Source organism: Rhizobium sp. FG96, from assembly GCF_057808655.1.
The window spans coordinates 334,578-360,103 of record NZ_JBMDIL010000005.1; the positions used below are offsets into that span (position 1 = coordinate 334,578).

28 protein-coding genes are annotated in these 25,526 nt (G+C 59.2%); 15 read left to right on the top strand and 13 right to left on the bottom strand.

All coding sequences use genetic code 11. The features are described 5' to 3' along the window. The first annotated feature begins 651 nt into the window (after window positions 1-651). The 8 genes from paoA to ACODR6_RS12485 all read left to right on the top strand — a co-directional run bounded on the left by paoA (window position 652) and on the right by ACODR6_RS12485 (window position 12,784). On the top strand, window positions 652-1,302 hold the full coding sequence (gene paoA / locus ACODR6_RS12450; RefSeq protein ID WP_203431618.1) for an aldehyde dehydrogenase iron-sulfur subunit PaoA: 651 nt from the start codon (window positions 652-654) through the stop codon (window positions 1,300-1,302). After that, window positions 1,299-2,249 carry an FAD binding domain-containing protein gene (locus ACODR6_RS12455; protein WP_203431511.1) on the top strand — a complete coding sequence of 317 codons (951 nt, stop codon included), beginning with the start codon at window positions 1,299-1,301 and terminating at the stop codon, window positions 2,247-2,249. Before paoA ends, ACODR6_RS12455 begins: the two co-directional genes overlap by 4 nt. 2 nt (window positions 2,250-2,251) lie before the next feature. Then, a complete protein-coding gene (gene paoC, locus ACODR6_RS12460) occupies window positions 2,252-4,447 on the top strand; it encodes an aldehyde oxidoreductase molybdenum-binding subunit PaoC (RefSeq protein ID WP_489022571.1) in 2,196 nt (731 codons plus the stop codon). 284 nt (window positions 4,448-4,731) lie between these two features. Beyond that, a complete protein-coding gene (locus tag ACODR6_RS12465) occupies window positions 4,732-8,166 on the top strand; it encodes a response regulator (protein WP_203431512.1) in 3,435 nt (1,144 codons plus the stop codon). After that, entirely contained in the window at window positions 8,163-9,002 is an 840-nt protein-coding gene (locus tag ACODR6_RS12470) for a CheR family methyltransferase (RefSeq protein WP_112720342.1), read from the top strand. Before ACODR6_RS12465 ends, ACODR6_RS12470 begins: the two co-directional genes overlap by 4 nt. Then, the gene (locus ACODR6_RS12475) at window positions 8,999-9,565 is read left to right on the top strand and encodes a chemotaxis protein CheB (protein ID WP_112720343.1); all 567 of its coding nucleotides are present in this window, start codon (window positions 8,999-9,001) and stop codon (window positions 9,563-9,565) included. The genes ACODR6_RS12470 and ACODR6_RS12475 overlap by 4 nt, the downstream gene beginning before the upstream one ends. 5 nt (window positions 9,566-9,570) lie before the next feature. Further along, window positions 9,571-10,632 carry a sensor histidine kinase gene (locus ACODR6_RS12480; protein WP_246777731.1) on the top strand — a complete coding sequence of 354 codons (1,062 nt, stop codon included), beginning with the start codon at window positions 9,571-9,573 and terminating at the stop codon, window positions 10,630-10,632. Between the two features lie 97 nt (window positions 10,633-10,729). Next, window positions 10,730-12,784 carry a response regulator gene (locus ACODR6_RS12485; protein WP_246777732.1) on the top strand — a complete coding sequence of 685 codons (2,055 nt, stop codon included), beginning with the start codon at window positions 10,730-10,732 and terminating at the stop codon, window positions 12,782-12,784. Between the two features lie 80 nt (window positions 12,785-12,864). Here ACODR6_RS12485 and ACODR6_RS12490 read toward each other — a convergent pair whose 3' ends face one another. Both ACODR6_RS12490 and ACODR6_RS12495 read right to left on the bottom strand, forming a co-directional pair. Continuing rightward, on the bottom strand, window positions 12,865-13,278 hold the full coding sequence (locus ACODR6_RS12490) for a BA14K family protein (RefSeq protein ID WP_203431513.1): 414 nt from the start codon (window positions 13,276-13,278) through the stop codon (window positions 12,865-12,867). 151 nt (window positions 13,279-13,429) lie between these two features. Further along, window positions 13,430-13,615: a hypothetical protein gene (locus tag ACODR6_RS12495; RefSeq protein WP_203431514.1), complete on the bottom strand. Its 186-nt coding sequence runs from the start codon at window positions 13,613-13,615 to the stop codon at window positions 13,430-13,432. A 406-nt stretch (window positions 13,616-14,021) separates the two neighbouring features. On the opposite strand from ACODR6_RS12495, the gene ACODR6_RS12500 reads away from it, so the two are divergent. Further along, window positions 14,022-14,732 (top strand): Crp/Fnr family transcriptional regulator, encoded by a 711-nt coding sequence (locus tag ACODR6_RS12500; protein WP_203431515.1) that lies wholly within the window; start codon window positions 14,022-14,024, stop codon window positions 14,730-14,732. Here ACODR6_RS12500 and ACODR6_RS12505 read toward each other — a convergent pair. The 3 genes from ACODR6_RS12505 to ACODR6_RS12515 all read right to left on the bottom strand — a co-directional run bounded on the left by ACODR6_RS12505 (window position 14,729) and on the right by ACODR6_RS12515 (window position 16,176). Continuing rightward, window positions 14,729-15,115, bottom strand: coding sequence for a DUF6894 family protein (locus tag ACODR6_RS12505; protein ID WP_246777733.1), 387 nt, complete (start codon window positions 15,113-15,115; stop codon window positions 14,729-14,731). The genes ACODR6_RS12500 and ACODR6_RS12505 overlap by 4 nt on opposite strands. Window positions 15,116-15,668: 553 nt before the next feature. Continuing rightward, window positions 15,669-15,839: a hypothetical protein gene (locus tag ACODR6_RS12510; RefSeq protein WP_203431516.1), complete on the bottom strand. Its 171-nt coding sequence runs from the start codon at window positions 15,837-15,839 to the stop codon at window positions 15,669-15,671. Between the two features lie 82 nt (window positions 15,840-15,921). Beyond that, window positions 15,922-16,176: a hypothetical protein gene (locus ACODR6_RS12515; protein WP_489022572.1), complete on the bottom strand. Its 255-nt coding sequence runs from the start codon at window positions 16,174-16,176 to the stop codon at window positions 15,922-15,924. 66 nt (window positions 16,177-16,242) lie between these two features. Here ACODR6_RS12515 and ACODR6_RS12520 point away from each other — a divergent pair, with 66 nt between their 5' ends. Next, complete coding sequence (locus ACODR6_RS12520) at window positions 16,243-16,629, top strand: hypothetical protein (protein WP_246777734.1); 387 nt, start codon at window positions 16,243-16,245, stop codon at window positions 16,627-16,629. A 241-nt stretch (window positions 16,630-16,870) separates the two neighbouring features. On the opposite strand, the gene ACODR6_RS12525 is transcribed toward ACODR6_RS12520, so the two are convergent. Beyond that, window positions 16,871-17,314, bottom strand: a complete 444-nt coding sequence (locus tag ACODR6_RS12525) for a PPC domain-containing DNA-binding protein (protein ID WP_148194894.1) — start codon at window positions 17,312-17,314, stop codon at window positions 16,871-16,873. Between the two features lie 350 nt (window positions 17,315-17,664). Between ACODR6_RS12525 and ACODR6_RS12530 the strand changes: the two genes are divergently transcribed. Then, window positions 17,665-18,204, top strand: coding sequence for a response regulator (locus tag ACODR6_RS12530; RefSeq protein ID WP_203431517.1), 540 nt, complete (start codon window positions 17,665-17,667; stop codon window positions 18,202-18,204). Between the two features lie 22 nt (window positions 18,205-18,226). Here ACODR6_RS12530 and ACODR6_RS12535 read toward each other — a convergent pair whose 3' ends face one another. After that, window positions 18,227-18,406: a hypothetical protein gene (locus ACODR6_RS12535; protein ID WP_112720348.1), complete on the bottom strand. Its 180-nt coding sequence runs from the start codon at window positions 18,404-18,406 to the stop codon at window positions 18,227-18,229. A gap of 363 nt (window positions 18,407-18,769) precedes the next feature. On the opposite strand from ACODR6_RS12535, the gene ACODR6_RS12540 reads away from it, so the two are divergent. Continuing rightward, entirely contained in the window at window positions 18,770-19,129 is a 360-nt protein-coding gene (locus ACODR6_RS12540; protein WP_112720349.1) for a response regulator, read from the top strand. Window positions 19,130-19,185: 56 nt separating this feature from the next. On the opposite strand, the gene ACODR6_RS12545 is transcribed toward ACODR6_RS12540, so the two are convergent. From ACODR6_RS12545 to ACODR6_RS12555, 3 genes are all read right to left on the bottom strand, one after another. Then, window positions 19,186-19,587 carry a response regulator gene (locus ACODR6_RS12545; RefSeq protein ID WP_203431518.1) on the bottom strand — a complete coding sequence of 134 codons (402 nt, stop codon included), beginning with the start codon at window positions 19,585-19,587 and terminating at the stop codon, window positions 19,186-19,188. Between the two features lie 88 nt (window positions 19,588-19,675). Then, entirely contained in the window at window positions 19,676-19,972 is a 297-nt protein-coding gene (locus ACODR6_RS12550) for a PRC-barrel domain-containing protein (protein WP_203431519.1), read from the bottom strand. A gap of 516 nt (window positions 19,973-20,488) precedes the next feature. Then, window positions 20,489-20,707, bottom strand: a complete 219-nt coding sequence (locus ACODR6_RS12555) for a hypothetical protein (RefSeq protein WP_203431520.1) — start codon at window positions 20,705-20,707, stop codon at window positions 20,489-20,491. A gap of 366 nt (window positions 20,708-21,073) precedes the next feature. On the opposite strand from ACODR6_RS12555, the gene ACODR6_RS12560 reads away from it, so the two are divergent. After that, window positions 21,074-21,310, top strand: coding sequence for a DUF6894 family protein (locus ACODR6_RS12560; protein ID WP_112720399.1), 237 nt, complete (start codon window positions 21,074-21,076; stop codon window positions 21,308-21,310). A 646-nt stretch (window positions 21,311-21,956) separates the two neighbouring features. On the opposite strand, the gene ACODR6_RS12565 is transcribed toward ACODR6_RS12560, so the two are convergent. From ACODR6_RS12565 to ACODR6_RS12575, 3 genes are all read right to left on the bottom strand, one after another. Then, on the bottom strand, window positions 21,957-22,772 hold the full coding sequence (locus ACODR6_RS12565) for a DUF1206 domain-containing protein (RefSeq protein WP_203431521.1): 816 nt from the start codon (window positions 22,770-22,772) through the stop codon (window positions 21,957-21,959). A 334-nt stretch (window positions 22,773-23,106) separates the two neighbouring features. Next, entirely contained in the window at window positions 23,107-23,319 is a 213-nt protein-coding gene (locus ACODR6_RS12570; RefSeq protein WP_112720355.1) for a hypothetical protein, read from the bottom strand. A gap of 125 nt (window positions 23,320-23,444) precedes the next feature. Then, window positions 23,445-24,359, bottom strand: a complete 915-nt coding sequence (locus ACODR6_RS12575; RefSeq protein ID WP_203431522.1) for a hypothetical protein — start codon at window positions 24,357-24,359, stop codon at window positions 23,445-23,447. A gap of 393 nt (window positions 24,360-24,752) precedes the next feature. Between ACODR6_RS12575 and ACODR6_RS12580 the strand changes: the two genes are divergently transcribed. Together ACODR6_RS12580 and ACODR6_RS12585 are read left to right on the top strand one after the other, a co-directional pair. After that, window positions 24,753-25,142 (top strand): response regulator, encoded by a 390-nt coding sequence (locus ACODR6_RS12580; RefSeq protein WP_203431523.1) that lies wholly within the window; start codon window positions 24,753-24,755, stop codon window positions 25,140-25,142. 4 nt (window positions 25,143-25,146) lie between these two features. After that, a complete protein-coding gene (locus tag ACODR6_RS12585; RefSeq protein WP_148194912.1) occupies window positions 25,147-25,524 on the top strand; it encodes a DUF4112 domain-containing protein in 378 nt (125 codons plus the stop codon). Window positions 25,525-25,526: the final 2 nt, after the last annotated feature.

The following is a 25,526-nucleotide window of genomic DNA, read 5'->3' on the forward strand; positions in this document are numbered from 1 at the left end:
TGCCTCCGTGTGGTCGTTGGAAAAGGCTCTATACTACGAGAATATAGGACTTGTTAGGTGCGCTATGGTGAAAAGCACCTAACCCTATTGTTCCTGCACCACAAGATCCCGGTCAAGATCGGTCGATATTTCATATCGAGGTCAGAAATTGTCGGCCGCGCTTATCGAAACGCGAGACTGACTTATGCTCGCGCGACCCTGCCGCGGAAGCGGAACCATCGGTCGCGGCGCGGGTTAAGGGATGGATATAGTTAGGCGCGGCCATCGGCCGGCGCCCCAACCATCGAGACATCTCATGAAGATACTTGTTGTCTTATCACTAATCTTGATCACGGCCCTTGGATGCACCAATCGTTCTCAGGAGGGCAGCATGACCGATACAGGAATAGCGCTTCAGAATACGGCGCAGCACGGGATGTCTATCGGTCGCCAGCTCGACCGCCAGCACATGCGTTGAAACCCTCGCCGCGGAAAAATCCCGTCATTCGCTATCGCGGGGCTCTTGTACCCGCGAAAGATGTCAGGGACATCGTGGACCGCGAGGCGGTGAACCCTCTGCACTGATCATCGCCAGCCGGTGCAAGCGCAAGCGACACCCATGACCAAGCTGCCGGCTCAAGTGCACCTCTCGCTCCGCGCACGATTGGCCCACTGCCAGTCATTCCTGACGCGTCGATCACACTGGAACTTTGTCGCGTGGCGCTTCTTATCTCTTCCAAAGACACTGTCATGGCCACCGGCACTGCCAAAAGAGGTGCGTTGGCCCAATCTGCAGGAGACACGATGACATATTCGACCCCTGTGTCACTCACCATCAATGGCGAGCGGCATGAGCTTGACGTTGACAACCGGACGACGCTTCTCGACCTCCTGCGCGAACACCTGCACCTCACCGGGACAAAAAAGGGTTGCGATCATGGGCAGTGCGGCGCCTGCACCGTGCATGTCGGTGGCCAGCGTATCAATGCCTGTCTTACGCTCGCCGTGATGCACGAAGGCGACGATATCACGACAATCGAGGGACTGGGGAGACCCGGTCAACTCCATCCGATGCAGGCCGCATTCCTCAAACATGATGGCTTTCAATGTGGGTATTGCACGCCTGGCCAGATCTGCTCGGCCGTCGCCGTACTTGAAGAGATCCGGGCCGGCATCCCAAGCCACGTCACCGAAGAGCTGACGAGACCACCCGGCCTTACTGATGCGGAGATTCGCGAGCGCATGAGTGGCAACATCTGCCGCTGCGGTGCCTATTCCAACATCCTGGAAGCGATCGAAGAGGTCGGAGGGATCAACCCATGAGACCGTTCACCTATGAGCGCGCTAGCTCTGCATCGTCCGCTGCAAGGGCGGCTGCGGAAAATCCCGAGGCGAAATTCATTGCCGGCGGGACCAATCTGCTCGATTTGATGAAGCTTCAGATTGAACGTCCCGCCCATCTGATTGACGTCAACGGACTTGGGCTTGATGAGATTCAACCGACGCAGGCAGGCGGTCTTCGGATCGGAGCGCTGGTACGCAACACCGCACTAGCCTCACACGAGGTCGTGCGTCGCGATTACGCTCTTCTGTCGCGAGCGCTGTTGGCAGGAGCATCCGGTCAGCTTCGAAATAAGGCAACCACCGCAGGCAACCTCTTGCAGCGCACGCGCTGTCCCTATTTCTACGATCCGCACCAACCCTGCAACAAGCGCCAGCCCGGCAGCGGCTGTTCGGCGATAGGCGGCTTCACCCGCCAGCATGCAGTCGTTGGCATCAGCAATGCCTGCATTGCCACGCATCCGAGCGACATGGCGATCGCCATGCGCGCGCTCGACGCTGTCGTCGAGACTGTCAAGGCAGACGGCGCGGTTCGCGCAATACCAATCGGTGAATTTTATAGGCTTCCGGGCGAGACGCCCCACATCGAAACCGTTCTCGAGCCCGGCGAGTTGATCACAAGCGTTGTCCTGCCGGCTCCAGCCGGCGGCAGCCACATCTACAGGAAGGTCAGAGACCGTGCATCCTACGCATTTGCGCTTGTTTCGATCGGTGCCGTCATTCAGCCCGATGGCAGCGGTCGCGTCGCCGCCGGTGGCGTCGCCCACAAGCCATGGCGTGTCGAGGACGGGGACAAGGAACTGAAAAACGGAGCCAAAGCCGCTGCCGCCGCCTTGATGGCAGATGCCCGCCCGACCGAACAGAACCGCTTCAAGCTCGAGCTGGTAGAGCGAGCGCTCGCAGCCGTCATTGCGCAGGCAAGGGGATAATCATGCAGTTCGACAAGCCGGCAACCACCAATCCGATCGACCAGCTCAAGGTGGTGGGCAAGCCGACCATAAGGATTGACGGCGAGCTGAAGACCACGGGTAAGGCGATTTATGCCTATGAGTGGAACGAGCCGAACGCGCCTTACGCGTATGGATACCCCGTTGGCGCAGCGATCGCCAAGGGTAAGGTCCGGGCGATCGACGCCAGCGACGCACGCAAGGCGCCCGGTGTGCTCGGCATCGTCACGACGCTCGATGTGGGTGACCTCGACAAGGGCAAATACAACACCGCCACGCTCTTTGGCGGCGCCGAGATTCAACATTATCATCAGGCTGTCGCCGTGGTGGTCGCCGAGACATTTGAACAGGCGCGCGCGGCTGCCACTGACCTGAAAATCGACTATGAAGCGGAGGCCGGTACCTTTGACCTGCGGGCTGCTATGGCGTCGGCACAAAAGCCCGACGAGTCCACTGAACCGGATACCGCAGTTGGCGACTTCGAACGGGCGTTCCGATCGGCACCCGTCAGCCTCAATGAAACCTATACCACACCAGACCAGTCCCATTCGATGATGGAGCCACATGCGTCGGTCGCCTCATGGGATGGAGACCAGCTCACCGTCTGGACGTCGAGCCAAATGATCGACTGGTGGCGGAGCGACCTCGCAACGACGCTCGGCGTGGACAAGGAAAAGGTTCACCTTATGTCAACCTTCGTCGGTGGCGGTTTTGGTGGCAAGCTGTTCCTGCGCGCTGACGCCGTCCTCGCCGCCTTCGCGGCAAAAGAGGTTGGTCGCCCGGTAAAGGTTGCTCTCCCACGCCCGTTGATGCCCAACAATACGACCCACCGGCCGGCAACCATCCAGCGGATCCGCATCGGCGCCGAGCGCGACGGTAAGATTACCGCGATCGCCCACGAGAGCTGGTCCGGCGATCTCAAAGGCGGCGGCCCCGAAACTGCGGTCAATCAGACAAGGCTGCTCTACGCTGGAGCCAACCGCATGACTGCCATGCGGCTTGCCGCGCTCGATCTGCCAGAAGGCAATGCCATGCGCGCTCCCGGTGAAGCGCCAGGCCTCATGGCCTTGGAGATTGCAATCGACGAAATGGCCGTGAAGCTCGCAATGGACCCAGTCCAATTTCGCATGGTCAACGATACCCAGGTCGATCCGGAACATCCCGATAGACCGTTCTCTCATCGCAATCTGATCGGCTGCCTGGCCCTGGGAGCCGAGCGCTTCGGGTGGCACAGGCGCCCCGCGACAGCTTCGCGCCGGGAGGGAAACTGGCTTGTCGGGATGGGCGTCGCAGCTGCCTTCCGCAACAATCTCGTCATGCCTTCGGGCGCGCGGGTGAAACTGGATAGCGACGGCATCGTGACGGTCGAGACCGACATGACTGATATCGGCACCGGAAGCTATACGATCATAGCGCAGACGGCCGCGGAAATGATGGGTGTCGGGATCGACAGGGTCAGAGTCCGATTGGGAGACTCACAGTTCCCGGTGTCCGCCGGATCCGGGGGGCAGTTCGGCGCCAACTCATCGACGTCAGGCGTCTATGCGGCCTGCGTGAAGTTGCGCGAGGCGGTGGCGAGCAAACTCGGTTTCAACTCCGATGACGTGGTGTTCGAGAACGGCCAGGTCCGGTCCGGCAATCGCACGGTGGCGCTCGCGGAGGCAGCGGGAGACGGTTTGGTTGGCGAAGATACGATGGAATGGGGTGACCTCGCCAAGACGCATCAGCAATCGACCTTTGGGGCTCATTTCGTCGAGCTTGGGGTCGATGCCTTTACCGGGGAGACGCGGATCCGTCGTATGCTTGCCGTTTGTGCCGCCGGGCGGATCCTCAACCCTATCACAGCCCGAAGCCAGGTCATCGGCGCAATGACCATGGGGGCCGGTGCTGCATTGACCGAGGAGCTCGCAGTCGACACACGTCGCGGCTTTTTCGTCAATCATGATCTGGCGAGCTACGAAGTGCCGGTTCACGCCGACATTCCTCATCAGGACGTCATTTTCATGGACGAGACAGATCCGATGTCATCACCGATGAAGGCCAAGGGCGTCGGAGAACTCGGCTTATGCGGTGTATCGGCGGCCGTCGCCAATGCAATCTTTAACGCGACAGGCATCCGCGTCAGGCAGTATCCGATCACCCTCGACAAGTTGATCGCCGGTCTGCCAGTCGTCGCCTAGTCGCTCGCGTCGCGGTCCACCCTGTTACCGGATGCAAGGCCCCAGACGGCCTTTCGTTTCATGAGATTATCGGCCCCTGGTGGCGCGTAGCCCGGGCTGCGGCGCAGAGTGTGCGCCAACGCACCTACGGATTGAAAAAATCTGTGTGCCTGGCAAGAAATATTTGCGCGTGCATCTTCCACAGACGAGATCTGCCGTTAGATTTCGTCGCGTGTCCGGGCGAGGGGTCTTCCGGGTGCCTCCCGTCATGACAAGAATGCCCCGCGAATGCCAATGAGGTTAGAATGACTGACGCGCGTATGCCGGATCGATCGAAACCAACGCTCGGTCTCGACCCTGCTGTCGCTCTTGGTCTGGCAGGCGCAGTGCTCTTCTTCCTTCTCAACGGGTTCGTATCGTTCTTCAATCTGCAGGCACTGGAGGATGGGAACGAACGGGTTGTCCAGACGCATGTGGCCATCGTTGCGCTCGACGAGTTGCTATCGCAGATACAGGATGCAGAGACCGGCCAGCGCGGCTTCCTCCTGACAAACACTGAGACCTACCTCGCACCTTACAATGAGGCGCTGCGCGCGATCCCGCGGCAGCTCGATAGGATCGGCGAACTCACGGGAGGCAATCCCGGGCAGAGCCAGAGACTGGCGACGTTGAAACAGCATGTCGATGCGAAGCTTTCCGAACTTGCCCAGACGATCGATCTGCGCCGTTCTCAAGGTCTCGAAGCAGCGCTTGCGGTTGTCAACGCCGACAGCGGCAAGCAGGAGATGGACGCGATCCGCGCTCAGATCGCTGCCATATCAGGCGCAGAAGCTGACATACGCCTGAAGCGCTTCGTGGAAATGAAACAGGCACAGCAACGCGCTTTGTTGAGCACGGTTTTTGCCGTTGCTCTCGGCCTGGTCCTGACAGCGACGATCGGCTTTCTGGTTCGCAGGGCCACGCTTGCGCGACGCCGGGACCAGTGGCTGCAGTCCGGTGAGGTCGGGCTTGCCAGTGCGATGATGGGCGATCAGGAGATCGCCAAACTGGGCAACAGCATCCTGGATTATCTTGCCCGCTACTCCGGCGCAGTGGCCGGCGCCATCTTTTCTGGCGGCGGCGACACCTTCCACAGACAGGCGCTCTACGGCGTGGGTGACGCCGCCAGCGTTCGCTCGCAATTCAGGTTGAGAGAGGGGCTGCTCGGTCAGGCGGCTGCCGAAAACAGGGCAATCGTTGTCGATGATGTCCCGGACGGCTACCTCACCTTCAGTTCCGCTCTCGGTGCACACAAACCAAAGCACCTGGTAATTCTGCCAGGAAGCGTCGCTGGCGCCGTCAATTCCGTGATCGAACTCGGCTTCCTGCACCCGGTCGACGAACGGATCGTCGCCCTCCTGGAACGGGCATCCGAAGCCGTTTCCATTGCCGTCAGGTCGGCCACATACCGCAGCGAATTGCAGGATCTCCTTGAAGAGACACAGCGCCAGTCCGAAGAGCTTCAGACCCAAAGCGAGGAACTGCGGGTTTCGAACGAGGAACTGGAGGAGCAAAGCCGGGCGCTGAAGGAACAGCAGTCGCGGCTGGAGCAGCAACAGGTCGAGCTCGAACAGACGAATTCCCAGCTCGAAGAGCAGGCCCAGCAACTGGAAACCCAGCGCGACGCGCTGGAACGCGCCAATGTCGCCGTCGGTCTGAAAGCGCGCGAACTTGAGCAGGCGAGCCAGTACAAGTCTGACTTCCTTGCAAACATGTCGCATGAACTGCGCACCCCACTCAACTCCTCGCTCATTCTGGCGAAGCTTCTTGCCGACAATCCGCAAGACAATCTGACCGACGAGCAGGTCAAGTACGCACGCACGATCCAGTCCTCTGGCAACGACCTGTTGAACCTGATCAACGACATCCTTGACCTTTCGAAGATCGAGGCCGGACATGTCGAGATCAGGCCCGAGACGGTCACGCTTGAACGGCTGGCCGGCAACCTCCGGCAGGTCTTCCAGCCGTTGGCTGCAGACAAGGCGCTTGCCTTCGCCATCGAGGTCGACAGCGCCTGCCCTGCCGTCATCGAGACCGATCCGCAACGCCTTGAACAGGTGCTCAAGAACCTGCTTTCAAATGCGATAAAGTTCACCGAGGAAGGGCAGGTATCGCTGTCAATCCGCCGCGCGGCGGGCGGGCAGGTGACGTTTTCCGTTTCCGATACGGGGATCGGGATCGCCAGCGAGCAGCAGCATACAGTCTTCGATGCCTTTCACCAGGCCGACGGCACGATCAGCCGCCGGTTTGGCGGCACCGGGCTTGGGCTGTCGATCTCGCGTCAGCTTGTCAGGCTTCTTGGCGGAGCGATCGATTTGGAGAGCACGCTCGGAAAGGGGAGCACGTTCACGGTGACCCTGCCCGAACAATACGATCCGGCCAAGGTGACACCGCGCGATATGCGTCCCGCCACAGCCGTTGAACCGATCATTGCCGCTGTCAGGGAGCCTCCCGCGGCGCCCCAAAGGCCGATCCGCCGCGTCGAGGACGACCGCCATTCGCTCGACGAGACAAAGCGTGTCCTGCTGGTCGTCGAGGACGATGATGCCTTTGCATCGATCGTCCGTGATCTGTCGCGGGAAATGGGCTTCCAGACCATCGTTGCCGGAACTGCCGAGGAAGCGGTGACGCTTGCAAAGGACTTGAAGCCGAGTGCCATCGTCCTTGACATCGGGTTGCCGGATCAATCAGGGCTTGCGGTGCTCGACCGGTTAAAGCAGGACGTTCAGACACGCCATATACCGATCCACGTCGTATCCGGCAGCGACCATCTTGAAACCGCCTATTCACTCGGCGCGGTCGGTTACTTGATCAAGCCCGTCAATCGTGATCAGCTTGTCGATGTGCTCCAGAAGTTCGAAGCCCGGTTGTCCCAGGGTGTTCGTCGCGTCCTGATCGTCGAGGATGATCCGGTGCAGCGCGAGGCTGTTGCGCGACTGCTCGCCTCGCACGACGTCGAGACGGTGACAGCAAGTACGGCGGCCGAATGCCTCGACCGGCTAAGGCAGGAGACGTTCGATTGCATGGTCATGGATCTGACGCTCCCCGATGCGTCCGGATATTCCCTCCTGGAGACCTTGAGCCAGGAGAGCGCCTACGCATTCCCGCCGGTCATCGTTTATACCGGTCGTGAGTTGTCCGCGGACGACGAGCAGAAGCTCAGGCGCTATTCCAAGTCGATCATCATCAAGGGTGCGAAATCCCCCGAGCGGCTGCTCGATGAAGTGAGCCTCTTCCTGCACCAGGTGATCTCCGAACTGCCGGCCGAACGGCAAAAAATGATCCGTCAGGCGAGGCACAGGGACGCGCTTCTTGAAGGCCGGCGGATCCTCGTTGTCGAGGACGATGTGCGCAACGTCTATGCTCTCACCAATATCCTGGAACCGCGGGGAGCGATAATCGAAATTGCACGCAACGGCCGGGAAGCGCTCGAAGCTCTGGAAAAATCCGCAGCGCAAGCCGATGGCGGCATCGACCTGGTGCTGATGGATGTGATGATGCCGGTCATGGACGGCCTGACGGCGACCCGCGAGATCCGCAAGAATGCCGCTTGGAAGAAACTGCCGATCATTACGCTGACGGCCAAGGCCATGCCGGACGACCAGGAGCGCTGCATCGAAGCGGGCGCAAATGACTATATGGCAAAGCCGCTCGACGTCGAGAAGCTTCTGTCGCTGGTACGGGTCTGGATGCCGAAATGACGCTTGTACCGATCCCCGAGAAGGTCGAGGACATCGAGATCAGGTTGCTGCTCGAAGCCCTGTTTCTGAAGTACCACTACGATTTCCGCAGTTATGCCTTTGCCTCCATCAAGCGGCGCCTGAAGCAGGCGCGCGAGCAGCTCGGGCTGGCGACTTTCTCAGCCATGCAGGAAAGCCTGCTTCATGATCCGGAAATGGTCGGGCAACTCTTGCGCTACCTGACGGTACAGGTGAGCGAGATGTTTCGCGATCCCTCCTATTTCAGGGCGATCCGGGAAAAGGTCGTTCCACATCTGCGCACCTATCCATCGATCAAGCTATGGGTTGCCGGCTGCAGCGGCGGTGAGGAGCTCTACTCCATGGTCATCCTTTTCAGGGAAGAGGGGCTGGAAGAGCGCACGCTGTTTTACGCCACCGACATCAACCAGGACGCGTTGAAAACGGCGGAAGCAGGCGTCTATCCCTTGGACCGCGTCCCCCTCTTTACCGAAAACCACCGCAAGTCCGGGGGAAAGTCCTCGCTTTCGGATTATTACCAGGCAGCCTACGGCCGGGTCACCTTCGACAGGACATTGCGCCGCAATGTCGTATTCGCGGACCATAGTCTGGTAACCGATGCCGTTTTTGCCGAGATGCACCTCATCTCCTGCCGCAACGTCCTCATCTATTTCGATCGAAACCTACAGGACAGGGCACTTGGCCTCTTCAAGGATTCGCTCGCCCGCAAGGGTTTTTTGGGGCTTGGTGCCAAGGAGAGCCTGCGCTTCTCGCCTCAATCCGGCGCCTTCAGAGACTTCGTCCGTGAGGAGAAAATCTACCAAAGGCAGGGAGAATGAGCGCGATCAGGCCGCAAGCCGTGGTAATCGGAGCGTCGGCAGGTGCACTTGAGGCGCTTTCGGCGATACTGCCACTCTTGCCTGTCAGCTTCCCTATCCCGATCCTAGTGGTTGTTCACCTCCCGCCGGACAAGCGCAGCGTCATGGCCGAACTCTTCCGCGCCAAATGCAGCCTGCGCGTCGAGGAGGCCGAGGACAAGCAGCCGATAGAGCCAGGCACGATCTATTTTGCGCCGCCCGACTACCATCTCCTCGTTGAATTCGATAAGACCGTGTCACTATCGAGCGATGAGCCGGTCCTGTTTTCCAGGCCGTCCATCGACGTTCTGTTCGAGAGCGCTGCCGATGCCTATGGGCCGTCTCTTATTGCAATCGTGCTGACCGGCGCCAACCATGACGGCGCAAAGGGTTTGCAGGCGGTCGGCGCTGCCGGCGGGATCGCCCTCATCCAGGACCCGCTTACGGCTTTCGCATCCGCCATGCCTGAAGCAGCTATCGCAATGTGTCCCGCGGCGCATGTCATGTCGATTGCAGCGATCGGCGAATTTTTAAAAGAGGTTTAGATCACTTGTTGGCGCCCGTCCCATTTCTCCTCGTCGACGATCTTGAGGAAAATTTGCTTTCCCTGGAGGCGCTGCTGCGGCGCGACGACCTCCTGCTTCTCAAGGCCCGATCAGGCGACCAGGCGCTGGAGATCCTGCTGCAAAACGATGTAGCGCTGGCGCTGGTCGACGTGCAGATGCCGGGCCTTAACGGCTTCGAGCTCGCCGAGCTGATGCGTGGAAACGAAAGGACCCGGCGCATCCCGATTATCTTCGTGACTGCTGGTACGACAGACGGACAGCGCCGGTTTCGGGGCTACGAGGCCGGAGCGGTCGACTTCATCCAGAAGCCCATCGAGCCAGACATCCTGCGCAGCAAGGCCGAGGTTTTCGTCGAACTCTATCGTCAGCGACAACAGCTGGCAGCGCAAAGGGACGAGCTCGCCCTTCAGGCCGAGGCTCTCAGGCAAGCAGCCGGGCACAAGGACGTGCTGTTGCGGGAGATCAATCACCGGGTCAAGAACCTGTTCAGCATCACGGCCGGGCTGATCTCGCTCAGCGCCCGGTCGGCCACCAGCGCCGCCGACCTCGAGAGCGACCTCAGGTCGCGCATACAGGCACTTGCCAGCGCTCATGACCTGACGCTGCCCGAACTTGGAAGCGGCGACGGGATCAGCTGGGCTGATACAACCGTAAAGGCGCTCCTGGAAGCGATCGTTGCTCCCCATGAAAACAGGCAGAAAGCCAATATCGCGATCAGCGGAGCGGACGCTCCGCTGCGCGGTAACGCGCTGACCTCGCTCGCGCTCCTTCTCCATGAGCTGACGACGAATGCCGCCAAGTATGGCGCGCTTTCCACGCCCTCGGGACAGCTTTCGATCGACGTTTCGATGTCCGAGGGTGTCCTTCATCTCAGGTGGGTCGAGCAAGGCTCGCCCGAGATGACTGGTCCCACGGATCGGGAAGGCTTCGGGACGACGCTCGAAAGAGCCGCGCTCAAAGGTCTGAATGCGGCAATCGAGCGAAAATGGGCCGGCGACGGCGTTTCGATTTCACTCGAAATTCCTGCGTCAGGCCTGATAAAATAACCGGCAATGCAGCCGGCAGTCCGCAGTCTGGCCCGCTTGCAAGTTTGGCTTGCTCGCATATGTCATAACCGTTGCCGAATAACATCTGGGAAATCGCTTGAACAAAGTCCGGCCAGCGCTCCTTCTCCTCAGCGCCTCCCTCATACCGGTCATCATCCTGGCCGCGGGAATGGAGTGGTTCTTCGTGACCGAGCAACGACGGTCGCTCGATGATGACGTTCGGTTACGGGCCGACACGATCGCCGCGACGGTCCAGCGCGAGCTCAATACCCAGATACAGCTCCTGTCAGTGATCGCCGACTCGCCAAGGTTCGATCTTCCGGTTTCTCGCTCAAGCTTTGCAGAGACGGCGCGCCGGCTGCGTGAACGGGTGCCGGGATGGGAGCAGATCCGCGTATCAGACCAGGACGGTAATGTCGTTCTCTCGCTTCCCCCCTTGGATGCATCGGCAAGCCGGCGTATTGTTGATGTCGAGAGTTACGAAAGGCTACTCAAAACGGGCGAGCCGGTCATTGGGAACGTCGTTGTCGGTCCGAAGGGCAGGGCGGCTTTCGCTATCCGCGTCCCTATCGAAAGAAGAGGCAAGCTTCAGGCTGTGCTTTCCGCGGTGATCGGCCCGCAGACCGTTACCGAGCTGCTGGCCGCGACCGGTCTTCCCGGCACCTGGCCGGCATGGATCGTCGATGGGCAAGACCGGCTGGTTGCCTCGACCGGCGCGCCCGCACTCTCAGGCAGGCCCGGCGACGAATTCGCAAGTTTTACCGGCACCAGCTTCAGCAACGCAGTGTTGGCGTCCGGGGGGACCCTCAGGGCTGCCGAGGCACCACTTGCAGAGACACCCTGGCGCGTGAGGGTCGGCATCCCCGCCGAGGAATATGATCGACTGGCCAACAAGGCCTGGATGCTGCTGATTGCTGGCGCATGCGTGACGCTGTTGCTGTCAGGCGCTGGGGCATTCCTGCTGCTGCGGGAAATCGATGCGCGAAATCGCGAACGCGAGAGCATCGCCAACTGGCAGCGAATGGACGCACTCGGCAAGCTTACGGGGCAGGCTGCTCATGACTTTAACAATCTCCTGATGGTCTTCCAGTCGGGGGTCGAAGGCATCAAGCGGCGCAGAGGCGACGAGCAGCGCGTTACGCTTTTGCTCGGCCACATGGCCGACGGCGTCACCAAAGGCAAGGCGATCACCCAACGCCTTTTGTCATTTTCCAGGCGATCCAACCAGGGTGCGACGCATGTCGAACTCGACGAGAAACTCGCTGCCATCAAACCGCTTCTTCGCCAGGCTCTTAATGACACGGTCACGCTGGATTTTGAACTCCATGATGACCTCTGGCCCGTTCACGTGGATCCGGCCGGGCTTGAGATTGCCCTTATCAACCTCCTGACCAATGCCAGGGAAGCGATGCGGGATGGAGGAAGGGTGACGATCTCGGCCAGGAATGTCGCCGAGGCCGGCCTGGAAGATGCGCGGCTTCGTGGCGCCTTCGTGGCGCTGACTGTCACAGACGCAGGCAAGGGCGTCGACGCGGCAAACCTGGTGCGGGTGTTCGAGCCCTTCTTCTCGACGAAGGAAAACGGCCAGGCCGGTCTCGGGCTCACTCAGGTTCATAGTTTCGCCCTGGCAGCCGGAGGCGCGGTCAAGGTCTCCAGCCTGCTCGGACATGGCAGCGCCTTCACACTCCTTCTGCCGAAATCCGATGCGCCAAAGACCTCCAGACAGAACAAGCCTTCATCGGCAGAACTCGCCAAAGTCATCCTGATTGTCGACGACACGCCCGCATCGCTTGAGTCGGTCCGTCTGGGGCTGGAAGGTCTCGTCGCGACGATCTTCACGGCCGGGCGAGGCGCTGAGGCGCTCGAAATCCTTGATCGTCATCCAGAAGTCGAGGCTATCGTCAGCGACATCATGATGCCGCAGATGTCCGGGATCGAGCTTGCCGAAACGATTGGACGCAGCCATCCCCGCCTCCCTGTCGTGTTGATGACCGGTTACAGCGACAAGCTGGAATCAGGAGCCGAAGTGATGCGGCCGGTCGTCGCCAAACCGTTTCGGACCGAAGACCTGGCAGCAGCCCTGGCAGCCGAGCGATCAAGGATCGCTCAATCAGCCAACGTCGTCCGCTTGGACAGTGTGTTGAAAACGTAGCCAGAGAGCTCAGGGTTCAGGATCTCCTGCAGGCCCTGAGGCAAGAAAGGCCGCCTGGTGTCTGGCGGCCTCCCTTGGCACTAGTTGTACGGGGAAATGCATTCGGCGCGCACACCAGCGCGCGGCACGTAGGTGTTGTCGGATGCACGATAGGTGCGGTAGCGCTCCGAGCACCACTGCACATGGCGGCTGGAACCTGCATAGGCTCGGGGCGCCGCGAGAGCGCCGCCGATGATTGCGCCGGCACCGAAAGCGGCAAGCGGGTACCAGAAACCGTCGCTGTGGCGGCGATAGCCTCGGTGGTACGAGCGATAACCGCGATGTCCATTATACCATCCACGCCTCACGGGGCGGCGAAATTGGACGTCTTCTAGGTTGCTGATCTGTGTCTGCTTCACAACCGGAACCGGCATCGCCGCAGCGGGAAACATCGTCGTCAGGGTCAGTGCGCCGCTGAGGGCAGCAAGGAGCAATGGTTTTGCAATTGTCTTCATTCTCGGATCCTTCAAAGGTCAACGAAAGGCGAACGGTCGTCGCCAGACGTTGTTCCTGGCACACGAAACTGTGAAAATGGCGAAATGCCTGGGAGGGCGATGATAAGGTGAGCAACACCGCAGACCTGAAAGCCGTCGATCGAGTGTGCGATCATCTGAATTTGGGTTCGCGCCGAGCGTTGTGGAGCAGTTCGCTTGCAGTTGCAAAAGATCCGAACAGTTCCAACAGCCGCTGCCGCTCCCTCTCGTCGATGCGATGCCGGTCGCAAAATTCGGCGACGGACCAAACCCGCGTTAAAGCATCGCTGGTTACGTTCTTCGGCTCGACATATTCCATTCTGCACACTCCTGCAAAATTCGGGGCCTGCCTCAGCGCGTCGGACGACGGTGGAGAGAAAGGCGTTTCTCGCGCAGATGTTGCAGTGCGGAAAATGATCAAGTGCCTGATCAGGATAATTTTTTGCCGTTTGGATGGGTACGTTCATTCTCGTGATTTGCCGCGCAAATTATAGGCTCCTTGCCTGGATTTGAGGCGCCCAGGTGAGGCCATCTGATGCTGCCGCTGCTTCATATGCGGCGGTCCCCGGGGGCAGCTGCAAGTTTTCGTTGGCCCACTACCTCCGGGGGCCCTTGGTTGGAGGGACTTCTCCGCACCTTGCCGTTCGGCTGGAGAACCCCAATTTCTCCGGATGATAGACAGGATCGGCATCGTCAAACTGATGCCAACAATGAGACCGGCTGATATGGTAAAGCAAAGCGACCTGAAAAATAAAATGCTAAGGGCACTGACAGCGGAGGATTTCGGTCTGCTTGAACCTTATCTCGAACCCGTGAGGCTGACGAGTGCATTCCGGATTGCCGAACCGCGCAAGACGCTAGAGCACGTCTATTTTCCCGAGAGCGGCATTGGCTCGGTGCTTGCCGTGGCCGCCACTGGAACCGCGACGGAAGCCGGGATGTTCGGGCGCGAGGGCTTTGTACCGACCGCGACAATTATCGGCGATAACGAGGTCCCCTATCTGATCGAAATGCATGTTGCCGGATCCGGTTACCGGATTCCCATCGACCACATGAGGAAGGCTACTCTCCAAAGCTCGACCTTGCAGATACCTTTCATCAAGTACATGCATGTGTTTGCCACGCAGGTATCCTACACCTCGCTTGCCAATGCGAAGTTTCGGCTGGAACAGAGGCTGGCGCGCTGGATCCTCATGTGTCACGACCGGCTACGCGCCGACGTCATGGAGATCACGCACGACTACATCGCGCTGCTGCTTGGCGTGCGAAGGCCGGGCGTCACAACCGGTCTTCACCTGCTGGAGGGACTTCACCTGATAAGATCAACGCGTGGTGCAATCGAAGTCCTTGATCGTGAAGGCCTCGAAGCCTATGCAGCAGGCTCCTACGGTATCCCCGAAGAAGAATTCGAACGTCTGATTGGTGAAGCAAGCTAGTCCAGTTTGAGGACGTCGCGAAACCACACGGTCGCAACGACTTCGTTTGCTTCGTCGGCGATCTCGTAACGCATGCCGTCGATGCGGTCGTCGTTAAGAACCAGTTCAGCCACCATTTCGCGCGCAGAACGAACCGCCTCCTGGTGAGCTGCGGCAACATCCGGAAAGTCGCTGCCTTCCTTGTCGATCTCGTCGAAAGCCTCTGATTTGACGTTGAAAAAGTAGCGCATGCCGGTCTCCTTTCGTGTGACAACGGCGATCGAAGGTACCGGTTCCACCATTTTCCTGCCGCGATCGTCTTGGCGCAGCTCCGGAGCTGCGATGAGTGCGATCTGCTTGGGTTTACGCCAGAAAGCCGGCGCGCATTCATTCTTGTCAGCCATCCAAGTTCGACGCGTCGCCATCAGTGGCGGGCTGACGGGTGTCGCCTCCTTTTTCCTCGGCGATAGGGTCAGCTTCGCCCGATATGCGGCGCGCCGTCTTTCGACTTGGTTTATCAGGTCTTCCTCGCGTCATTCCTTTAGAATGGAGCGGTCAAGCATGTCCTCGACCACTTTCGGATCCGGTCATGAAAGATAATCTTACGGGCCCGGCGATTGAGCCCGTCCAGTTCCCGTTCCGGCACGTGGAAGTCGTCCGTCCGGCAGCAAGCAATGACGGTCAGTAGATGTATTGGTCGGATGTCCTGGATCTCGCGCGTAGTACAATTTTTCCTGTCGCAAGATCGAGCGACTTCATTCTCGCAGCGGGAATCCGCACCCGGAGTTCGAGGAGGACACTTAGGCGCCAACCGCCGACCCCATGCTGAAAGATGGGATGCTGCATAGTACTCGTCAGCAATCGGAACCGGGTCAAGAAGCCCGCCGTTCGATCTTGACAGGGCGGGTATCCGCCTCAGGAGGTACCACTGGGACCGGGTTTTTGCTCCCGTCGGCCTTATCGGCCGGGCTTGCCAGCACTCAAGCCAGACTTGCCGATTGGCACGAGCTTTTCTTTCTCATCCGGCCGGGGCGCCATGCCGCGCTGCTCGCTTGATTCCCTGATCGGTGGCTCCAAGCCAGGGCTTGTTTCCGGCAGCTCTGCTCGCTTGTTGCTGTCTTCCGTCATCTCAAAACTTCCTTTCCACCGCGCAGCCGCGAGGCGGCGAACTCGCTCGTCCGTCGCTCCCGGCAGCGCAATTAAACGCCTATCAGGCGCCGCGGGCCTGTTCGGAATGGCGGCCCTCTGCAAATTCTTCGACGATCTTCGCAACGACGCTGTCGATCTGATAGCTGCCATCGGGGACCCGATCGCTGTTGTTCGTCTGGCCCTTTCCCGTTTCGATGCCGATGACCGTTACGGACGCACCTGCCGCCTCCACGGCCCCCTTCGGCTTGACAAATTCCGGCTCTTCCGTCCCGCGCGGCGCAATGAGAATGGCGATTTTCTTCCCGGCAAGGGTCATGGTTTGAGTTCCGTCTTTTGTGAGTTGTGACAGAAGTGTCGCAGCACTAACAAGCAAGCGGCTGCGATGTTCCGCAACCCTTCTGCCGACGCGCACTTGAGTGCATCTTTTTTTCCTGATGTGCGTTTACCGCCCGCGTCCATAAGAGGAACTACGAATTTGCTGGTGACGGAAGAGACATTCGCGACATTGGGGGTGGCGGAAAAGCAGGCGTTGTTGGAGCGGCTGGCGATCACATTGGAGCGAAATGCACGCTGGGCAGCCGATGAGGGGGACGATGGGCTCGAGACGGTTATGGCATCGGTCGGCAAAGCACTGTCCTCAGTCGCGAGTGATCTTGCCGTCAATGATCCTGAACTCGCGAAAGACGTGGTCACACGCGCTCTCGCCCTTATGACGACATTCCATGCGCTTCATCCAGACTATCCTGTCGGTCCGGCCTTTCAATCTTGAGTGACGGCGTCGACCGGTAAGAGTTCAGGCTTGCCGGCCGGCAACTTTCGATGCCGGAGCGGCCGTGCCGTCATCGGCGCAGCAATGTTCCTCCGCTCGAGCATAGGTTAAGCGCTTCGGATCGAAGTATCCGCGACGCGCCGGAAGCGGCCAGTTTGTTCAGATGGGCTGCGTGACCCTTGTCGTAGACAACGCAGGACAGGATCAAAAACCCCGCCGCCACGCTCCGCGGACTTGTCACTCAAAGGTCGATCAAGGCGATCCCGAGGTCGTCGTGTTTGCGGCGGCGGAAACCGGTTGCGCTCTCGCGGATGACGATTTCGAATGTCGGATGAACGATACCGCTTATGAAATGACCGCCTTTGGTCGACCCGTCCTCGAAACCAAGAACGACGTGCAAATGCAGGCTTGCATGACCGTCGTCTCCGATCGCGATGTCGCCGATCGCGCTCAATACTTCCGCCTGCCGGTCGACCACAATCTCCTTGTACCTGCGTGTCGTGAAATCGAAAAAACCGAGGGTGGCGGAACTGAATGCTCCAATCGCGGTCAACGACGCCCCTGCGATGCGCTTATCTTCCGCAAAGCGAGTGATGGCCTGGAAAGCCTCGTCGCCATCGGCGACGACAGCAACCCAGTTGCGTTCGCTCCAGGGATTGGTATCGCCGAGATCCTTGCTTTTCATGATATCGTCTCCTTCATAGATCGGCCTTTGCCGAGTGTGGCATTAACCCTTGGCATCAGAAGGGAGTTCCAGTAGTGGGACGATCCGAGCAAAGCCAGAAACTGGGCGGCACATGCCACCGCGCCCTTCGAACGCAATTGCCTCATCGACCTTGGGCGCGAGGAAAGCGCAAGGTGGCTTTACGAAATGACGAAAGCGTTTTTGCATGGTCGCTTCCTGTCAGTTGAAGCGATCGATCCGGTCTGAAACCGTACGGAAGGCGCCCGTTCGGGAGAATTTATGCTCGGCTATGGAACCAAGTTCACCCGCAATACGTTCGTTGCCCGCCGCAGACGGAGGGAGATCGATCAATGACCGGTAATCGAAGTGAGTGGATCGCCGCACGTGCCTATTCTCTATGGGAGCAGGCCGGCCGGCCTTTCGGGCAGGATGATCTCCATTGGCACCAGGCGGTGCTCGAACGCGAGCTTCTTGAGCATACCCAGGCATCGCCAGATGGTCGCGAAGTGCTTGATCGCGTGCGCGCGCCTGCCGCGATCGAGGACATGGCTGAGCGCAGTATCCTGGTTGTCGAGGACGAAAGCCGCCTGCGCTTCGATATTGTCGACTTCCTCGACCGCGCCGGTTACCGGACGCTTGAAGCTGCCAATGCCGACGAGGCGCTGGTGCTACTCAAGACCAACCGGATCGACACCCTCTACACCGATATAGATATGCCCGGCAGTATGGATGGCCTCGGCCTGGTTGCGCGGGTCCGGTCGCAATGGCCAGCGACCCGGGTTATCGTGACCTCAGGTCTCGTGAAGCTTTCGCACGACGATGTCGAGGCCGGCGTGACTTTTGTCGCTAAGCCGACGGCGGGACTGGAGTTGCTGAAGCTCATCGCCTGAACTCGGTGAAGACGAAAACTGCCTATTTCGCTTGCTGTGGTAGTGCTGTCGCTTCAGGAATGGTTTCGCCCGCCGACTGCACGGAAGGATTCGAAGGCCTGCCAGAGAGGGTAAAGATCACGCCAGCTATCAGGCCCAGTGAAAGAAGCGCGCCGAGATAAAGAAGCATTCCCCGCACGGCGGGCTTCGAAGATTCGGACATTTTTTTTCTCCATTGAATAGACTGGCGCCTTCTGTCAGCCGGGCGCTGGTTGCGCCTATGTCACGCGCAGCGTACTGGTCAAGCGCGGCGAATGTCAGTTGCTGTTCGCTTTCGATGTGCAAGCTGTGCAAAGACGTTTTCGGCACTTTCTTGTCGCAACCGTGCATGGCCGCCACCCATCACAGTTCAAAGCTAACGAGATGGTGCAAGTTGGGTTCCACGCTTCCAGACGGACCATGCGGACGAGACCGTCGATCCGGTACGAAACCGTACCAACCGCCTGTTTTCAATCAAAAAACCGTGTGGTTTCGTGGTCATTTTCTAAACCCGACCTAGTTGCTGGACTAATCGTAGGAGGGATCAATGCGTGTTTTGATTATCGAGGATGAGCCAATCATCGCTCTTGAGCTGGAGCGGATCGTTCGCGACGCCGGGCACGAAGTCATAGGGTCGGTTGTCACGCTGGAACAGGCTCTCGCCCACGCTCCGCGCGCCGAGGCGGCGCTTGTCGATCTCGGCCTGGCGGACGGTGCCAGCGGCTCAGCTCTTGGGCGGCGGCTTATGGACCGCTTTCATATCAAGGTCATCTTCGTGACTGGCAGCCCTAAAGAAGTGGGAAGCGGATTATCCGGCTGTATCGATATCGTTGCCAAGCCGTTCAGCGACGCGCGAATTTCTGCGAGCCTCAGAAAGGCCGCCGTTTCCGGTCCCGTTGCGGCCTAGCAGGCGTCATGAACCATTTGTGGTGCGGTGCGATGGTGCAAATGACTGGATTTGGATCACGCGTCGAACCGAACAAGGCCTCTGGGAACGGAGGTATTAACCTTGCCGCTGCGACGATCCGCAGCATAGCGGATCGCATCGCCGAGATCCCTGTCGGGCACCGGCTTTTGCATTACACCGATCGCGCCCGGCACGCCGCCACGTAGCGCGCCGGGGTCACTTGTCATGAACAGGACGGTGACGTTCGCATCGACGAGCGTCTTTCCGAGAATTGGTCCGGTCGGGCCATCCTCCAGGTTGACATCGACGAGCGCCAACTCCGCATCATGAGACAGCATCAGTGCCTGGTACATGTTGCTGGCGATGCCGATCGTGCGGTGTCCAAGCTCTTCGACCGTATCCTGAAGATTGAGGGCAATCAGCGGCTGGTCTTCGACAATAAGCACGTTGTAAGCCATGTCGCACTCCCTTCAAGCACATAGGGCTCTCATCGGCTGCACAGCTACCGCGCCGACCCTGCGGCCAGCATGTCGGCGCGTCCGCCCGTCAATCTCGGTGCTCAGGCATCTCTTTCAGCTGATCCTTCGTCCAGGCGGTGAGGGCGTGCACGTCGCCGTCCTCGTCACGCATGAATTCAAGATCACCGACCGGCACCGACACCGGCTTGGCGCCTATTCCAAGGAAACCACCCACATCGATGACAACGCTGGTCGCCGTGCCGCTTCCGTGAACATGATCAACCTTGCCGATCTTGTGATCGTCGGCGCCATAAACGGTAGCGCCTTCAAGAACAGCTGGTGTTAGCTCGTCGGCGGTCAGCCGGACATGATTTGCATGCTCCATTGTTGCATCTCCTTAAGTTGCGTTGAATGAACCCTTATCGCGTCGGCTTTGTTCCATGGCAAATCGAGGCAGGCTGAAAGCGGTTTTCGGCACTCATCAGGGCAATGCGTTTTCTGCGACGTTGACCTCGGACGGTTCTTAATCCTGGGAGTGGTCCTGGCTGTTACTCAGGCGGCTGCTGGCAACAAAAGCATGTTCCGCGTGACCTGGACCAGGCGGGCATTGTCATCGATGAAAATGGAAGGCGCAGCCCCAGCAAGGGCATATGAGGCGCAGACCAGATTATCTGAAATTCACAAGCGCCGCGTTGTCGGACCCGTCCAGAGTTGGCGCAGTGAAGGAGCGCCGCGACCATCAGCTACCTAGGTGTAGGGTGACATCACCGGCCCGCCAGACGACTGGACAGGACCCATTTGTGATGATCTGGCCTCTCGTAAATGCTGACGGGTCAGACAAGCGGCCTTTTCCTAACGCCTGATACAGCGCCGCTGATCAACAACCGATTAATGACAGTCCCTAGTCCTGCTCTCGCGTTCCAGGCGCCGCCTCGCGTTCCTCATGATCTTCGAGGTCTGATGTTACGATGAGACCGTCGGAGCGCTGACGCACAGCCTCACGCATGGCCTTGAACTTGAACCCGTCATCGCCGCGGTCGGCTGGCTGACCTCCGGTGTTGCCGTCGATGACGCCCTCACCGTCGACGTCAAGCGAACCTTGATTTTTTGGGTCTGTCATTGATAGCGCCTTTCAATTTATCTGCCTTGGAACCCGGGAGCCTTCTACCGCTCGATCCGGGACTGAGACGTACAGCGGCCGGACATGGTTGTTCTCCGCGATGCGAGCTGTCTCAAACCGGTGGCCTTTGCCTATCGTGCTGACTGGCCGCTGGCCGCTCATCATCGCGGGTATCTCCGCTAGGGGCTTGAGTAAACACGTTCCTCATCACCGAGCTCGCGTTCGACCCCTGTCTTAACTCCGCCATCTCCTGAGGGTTCCCACTTCGATGGGCCAAATTGAAGTCACTGGCGCCGCCAGGGGACGTTCCCGGAACAAATCCCGCGCACCGACGGTTATGGAAACGAGCTCCCGAGAATGGTGAACATGCCCCGATTTTTCTTCAACATCCGCAACGGTGACGATTATATCGCCGATCCCGATGGCACCGAGCTCGCAGATCTCGACGCCGCGGTCGAGGAAGCCTTAACAGGCGCTCGCGAACTCTTGAGTGAAATTGTAAGGCTCGGCAAGCTTGTCGATGGACAAAGCTTCGAGATCACCGACGAAACGGGAGCTGTCGTGCGGGTCGTGCCCTTCAAAGATGCGGTCAGGTTTTCCTGATCCTGCTCCATTCAAGCTCTTAGCGACTTTCTCAGCCTGTCTTTGATGTCTTCTCCTATCGTCGAGGCGAAGATCCAACCCAATTTAGTCAACTCGATGGTTCACGTTGTTGCCGAAGCTCAGGCTGTTGCCCTCACGGTTGTTGCTCGACATTGCAAACCGGCAGGAAAATCGGCGATAAACCGTCAAGCCCACGCCCGCTGGATTTTAAAGACACTCCATTTCCCCATGCGGCAGGACCGGGCAGGGCCGATCTGCTTCAGTCTTGAAGGGAGGTACGGAGGGAAGGCACTGCGGACCGCCGGTCGACTACGGTTTGTACGATTTCAACCAGCTGTGAGTTTTGGCCGCAAACCGCTTGTGCGCCTTGAACTTTCGCCTATCGTGGATCTTGGCGATCTGACGCCGATGAGGGGAACATGAACACCACCTGTTGGCCCAAGGCGCCTCTGGTCGAGGAGGATGTCGACTGTATCGATCGCGTCCTGCGCGGTTGGTGCGCGCGCCGTGGCTTGGCAATCACCGATGACGCGAGCAGCCTTAAGGCCCGAGAGCTCATCGGATGGTATGAGTTTGGCATTCGCAGTCCGGCCGAGCTTGCGCGTCTAATCGAAGATGACGGGCTATAGCTCATACCCTTTTTTGCTCAGCGAGTGCTCGGGATCGACTTCGTCACGTCCTTAAGCGATGGGCTGCGCACGATTCGGTAGCGCGCCTCGATCAAATTGTAGATGCCGAATGCGGCCAGACCAATTGCGACTGCCGCATAAAGGATGCCGCCGAACGGGAGGTGACGGACCCATTCAAGGGCGTCGGCCATGCTCCCCGCTTCATCAGGATTAACATGGATGCCAGCGAAAACGAACAGCATGCCTGTGACCGCAAAGACTGCGCCACGTGCGAGCAGACCATAGATACAAATCCATGAAGCTGCAGACCGTTCGTCCAGCCTGATGTAACGTCTGAACTTTCCGGTGACACCCTTGAGCGCGGTCATGCCCCCGCCAACAATGAAACCGACGCCGACGGCGATCGCTAGGTAGGAGCCGAATGGCTGCGACATGATCCATCCCGCTAAGCCCTTTTCTCCAGAACCTCCACTCGTGCCGCCGACCGCAAAGGCGTGACCGAGTGCATAGGCAGCAAGACCGATATAGGTGATCGCACTGCCAAACAGGGCTGAGCGAATGATCATTGCCTTTGCGTCGCGCCCATGCCGATCCGCATCGGCTAGGGATTGTGCGAGTCGCCATGCGACAAAGCCCAGCAATCCAATCCCGATAAGGCCGACCCACACGCGGCCAAAAGGTTGCTGCAGCAGCGTTGAGAGTGCTGATTTCGTCTCAGGAGTGCCGCCGGTGAGACCCGAAAATAGCGCCAGTCCCGCGACGAGAAGGAAGACGAGACCCCGTGCCGCATAGCCGGCTTTCGCCAGAAGCGCGAACCGGACGTGATTTTTCATTTTTGTTTGCTCCTGGCTTATAGATGCTGTCACGTCATAACGCGCAACGGCATCATGAGTTCGGTCTCGCTGTTTCCAACAGAGCTTCTCCGCAACGACTGAGCGTCTGGGGCTTACCGTTCGCGGTCTAAGGCCTATATCCAGGTTCTACAGAAAGCGGGAGCACCAATTGAGCGACGACGACTTGCGTCAGACTTTGATCGAGGGCGGCGAGGCAGGGGCGCGAATATGTCGACAGCCCCGCTTGGCCCGATTGCTGCCTGGCCGCGCAGTCTTGGATGCCGCACTTCGCGCAACGATGCAGGCAGTTTCATCCAGACGGGATACATGATGATCAGATGGCTTTTGCAAAGCGCGACCGGTAGCCCAGCCCTTTTTTCGTCAGCTTGAACCGCGCAGCTTTAACGTCGTCGTTCCATTGGACGAGGCCCAGTTCGACAGCTCGCAGGCCGGTTTTCAGCCCAACGCCACTCGGCGGCGAGATGTACTCTGTCTGGTTCAATCCTTCCAATAGAATCAGAAGCCTGGCATTTTTTATCGGTGGCATGATAGCACGACAACTCCGCCTTGCATGCGCCTATGCTACACCAAGATGAGACGACGGAGGGTGTCTGTACGTTTGATAACAAAAAGCCGGCAGCGCGTGAGCGCTGCCGGCTTTTCAATGCGCACTCAGACGAGAGGGCCGCGCGTCGTGCGCACTAAATCCTCTTCTTCGTCACGCTGGCGGCCACCAAGTGCGGCGGCAGCCGATGCGATGAAGGCGCCGACTAGCAGCGAAATCGTTCCCACAAGAGCGGTTGTTGCCGCGCTCTTTCGCGCTTTGTCGAGGGCAGCCTGCGCGGCAACCTTTGCATCTTCGATCTCTTTGAGCACCGTATCAACCCGGTTGCGCGCATCCTGTTCGGACAAGCCGGTACGTGCGGCAACGAGGCTTGCGATATAGGCCTTGTCGTTATCGGAAACCGATCCCTTCGCGGCGCTCTGCATCAAGATGCGCGAGATTTCCGCTGTCGCCGCCGCGTTGTCCTCTTTTGCCCTGGCACCGGCCTCGGCCGGGCGAAGAAGGGCATCAGTGAAATAACCCGTCGACAGATCGCTGGTGGATGCGGCGGATGCTGCAGGCGCGGCCGCCGCGATCCCGGCGCCGGTCGCGACAGAACCGGCTGCGCTTGCGCCAGCGCCCGCAAGCGATGCGAGAGATGAAGCAAGGAATCCAGCAACGAAGATCGTCGCCAGTGCCCAACTGAGGAAGCCGTGCGCTGTATCGCGGAAGAAGACCTCGTCGGTATGGACCACAGCCCACTTCGTACGCAGGCGCCCCGTTAGATATCCGCCAAGGGCCGAAGAGAGCCACTGCACGACGACCAGCCAGATCGCTGCGGAAATCCCAACGGTCGCGGCCGAGCTGCTCTCGCCCGACCACGGAGATACCATGGTCAGGCCCATCCCTGTACCGAGCAGAAGAAGCATCAGCGTCACGCCGATTGACGCGACCGTCCCACCGATAATTGGACCCCAGGAGATCGCTGATTTTGCCGATTCGACCGGAACGAGCCCGGTGCCGGTTTCGGAGCCAAGAGCCATGAGCCGCTCCTATCGCATGAACAGTACGAGAAGAATGACGATTGGCAGGGGGATCCCAAGCAACCAAAGCAATAGTCCACGACCCATTTTAAAACCTCCTGAAAGAATGACTAACGGGGTCGTAACTTCGCAAAGCGTTGTTTGTTCCAACCGCGACTTGGAAGATCACAGTTCAAGGTTACGTCAGACAAGCGCCAGCCCACAGTTGAATGCCGAGTGGGGGCCAAAAGCGCGCCATTGCCGCCCTCGTGCCGCTAACGGTCGGGATCTGCGGGCGTCGTCAACCAATTAACAATATAACGGACATCCCCTTCGACCGCTGAAATCGCTCATGAGCTGGAACTAAAGTATCCGGCTTAACGTTAATGTGCGATCTTAAAAGGGCGCACTTTCATGAACGTTATGATCGTCGAAGACGAAATCATCCTTGCTTTGAACCTCGAAGACGACGTCCACTATGCCGGACATCGCTCCGTCGGGTTTGCTGCATCATATGATGATGCTCTCGCGCTCGCTCCAAAGGCGGATGTCGCTTTCGTCGATGTTCGGCTGCGTGACGGGGTAGAGGGTCCCAAAATTGCCCGCCGCCTCATCGACGAGTTCGGCGTGAATGTCGTGTTTCTGACCGGCAATCCCGAAGCTGTTGAGGGATTTCGCGGCTCGCTTGGTGTACTCGCCAAACCCGTTCGAAACGACGATGTGGCCGCAGTGTTGCGCTATATCAGTGCCAAAACTCAAGGTGAGGACATTCCTGCACCGCAGCGGCTCACAATGGCAGCCTGAGCCGATGAGTTTTAGGCGCAACTCGGGGCCGACGCCAGCAGAGGAAGTGCGGATCCGTCGTGCAATGCGCCTCGCAAACCTCATGGACACCGCTGTTGGCATTCCTGGCCTTGGGATAAGGTTCGGCGCCGATGCGATACTCGGTCTGATCCCGGGCATTGGCGATATTGCCGGATCGCTGGTTGGGCTGGTGATCATCAACGAGGCGCGACAGCTAGGCCTTCCGCGCGAAAAGCTCGTCAAAATGCTTGTCAATCTCGGGCTTGATGCGGCGTCGGGCACCATCCCGATTGCAGGCGACTTCTTCGATGTCTATTTCAAATCCCACCGGCGTAACGCCCGCATCATCCTCGACCATTTCGGGATCGACCGACAGTCCTGACG

Excerpts from the sequence above, each read along its gene's own strand:
- ACODR6_RS12455 (WP_203431511.1), top strand. The coding sequence starts at position 1,299 with ATGAGACCGTTCACCTATGAGCGCGCTAGCTCTGCATCGTCCGCTGCA.
- paoC (WP_489022571.1), top strand. The coding sequence starts at position 2,252 with ATGCAGTTCGACAAGCCGGCAACCACCAATCCGATCGACCAGCTCAAG.
- ACODR6_RS12465 (WP_203431512.1), top strand. The coding sequence starts at position 4,732 with ATGACTGACGCGCGTATGCCGGATCGATCGAAACCAACGCTCGGTCTC.
- ACODR6_RS12470 (WP_112720342.1), top strand. The coding sequence starts at position 8,163 with ATGACGCTTGTACCGATCCCCGAGAAGGTCGAGGACATCGAGATCAGG.
- ACODR6_RS12475 (WP_112720343.1), top strand. The coding sequence starts at position 8,999 with ATGAGCGCGATCAGGCCGCAAGCCGTGGTAATCGGAGCGTCGGCAGGT.
- ACODR6_RS12490 (WP_203431513.1), bottom strand. The coding sequence starts at position 13,278 with ATGAAGACAATTGCAAAACCATTGCTCCTTGCTGCCCTCAGCGGCGCA.
- ACODR6_RS12495 (WP_203431514.1), bottom strand. The coding sequence starts at position 13,615 with ATGGAATATGTCGAGCCGAAGAACGTAACCAGCGATGCTTTAACGCGG.
- ACODR6_RS12500 (WP_203431515.1), top strand. The coding sequence starts at position 14,022 with ATGGTAAAGCAAAGCGACCTGAAAAATAAAATGCTAAGGGCACTGACA.
- ACODR6_RS12505 (WP_246777733.1), bottom strand. The coding sequence starts at position 15,115 with ATGGCTGACAAGAATGAATGCGCGCCGGCTTTCTGGCGTAAACCCAAG.
- ACODR6_RS12510 (WP_203431516.1), bottom strand. The coding sequence starts at position 15,839 with ATGACGGAAGACAGCAACAAGCGAGCAGAGCTGCCGGAAACAAGCCCT.
- ACODR6_RS12515 (WP_489022572.1), bottom strand. The coding sequence starts at position 16,176 with ATGACCCTTGCCGGGAAGAAAATCGCCATTCTCATTGCGCCGCGCGGG.
- ACODR6_RS12520 (WP_246777734.1), top strand. The coding sequence starts at position 16,243 with ATGTTCCGCAACCCTTCTGCCGACGCGCACTTGAGTGCATCTTTTTTT.
- ACODR6_RS12525 (WP_148194894.1), bottom strand. The coding sequence starts at position 17,314 with ATGAAAAGCAAGGATCTCGGCGATACCAATCCCTGGAGCGAACGCAAC.
- ACODR6_RS12530 (WP_203431517.1), top strand. The coding sequence starts at position 17,665 with ATGACCGGTAATCGAAGTGAGTGGATCGCCGCACGTGCCTATTCTCTA.
- ACODR6_RS12535 (WP_112720348.1), bottom strand. The coding sequence starts at position 18,406 with ATGTCCGAATCTTCGAAGCCCGCCGTGCGGGGAATGCTTCTTTATCTC.
- ACODR6_RS12540 (WP_112720349.1), top strand. The coding sequence starts at position 18,770 with ATGCGTGTTTTGATTATCGAGGATGAGCCAATCATCGCTCTTGAGCTG.
- ACODR6_RS12545 (WP_203431518.1), bottom strand. The coding sequence starts at position 19,587 with ATGGCTTACAACGTGCTTATTGTCGAAGACCAGCCGCTGATTGCCCTC.
- ACODR6_RS12550 (WP_203431519.1), bottom strand. The coding sequence starts at position 19,972 with ATGGAGCATGCAAATCATGTCCGGCTGACCGCCGACGAGCTAACACCA.
- ACODR6_RS12555 (WP_203431520.1), bottom strand. The coding sequence starts at position 20,707 with ATGACAGACCCAAAAAATCAAGGTTCGCTTGACGTCGACGGTGAGGGC.
- ACODR6_RS12560 (WP_112720399.1), top strand. The coding sequence starts at position 21,074 with ATGCCCCGATTTTTCTTCAACATCCGCAACGGTGACGATTATATCGCC.
- ACODR6_RS12565 (WP_203431521.1), bottom strand. The coding sequence starts at position 22,772 with ATGAAAAATCACGTCCGGTTCGCGCTTCTGGCGAAAGCCGGCTATGCG.
- ACODR6_RS12570 (WP_112720355.1), bottom strand. The coding sequence starts at position 23,319 with ATGCCACCGATAAAAAATGCCAGGCTTCTGATTCTATTGGAAGGATTG.
- ACODR6_RS12575 (WP_203431522.1), bottom strand. The coding sequence starts at position 24,359 with ATGGCTCTTGGCTCCGAAACCGGCACCGGGCTCGTTCCGGTCGAATCG.
- ACODR6_RS12580 (WP_203431523.1), top strand. The coding sequence starts at position 24,753 with ATGAACGTTATGATCGTCGAAGACGAAATCATCCTTGCTTTGAACCTC.
- ACODR6_RS12585 (WP_148194912.1), top strand. The coding sequence starts at position 25,147 with ATGAGTTTTAGGCGCAACTCGGGGCCGACGCCAGCAGAGGAAGTGCGG.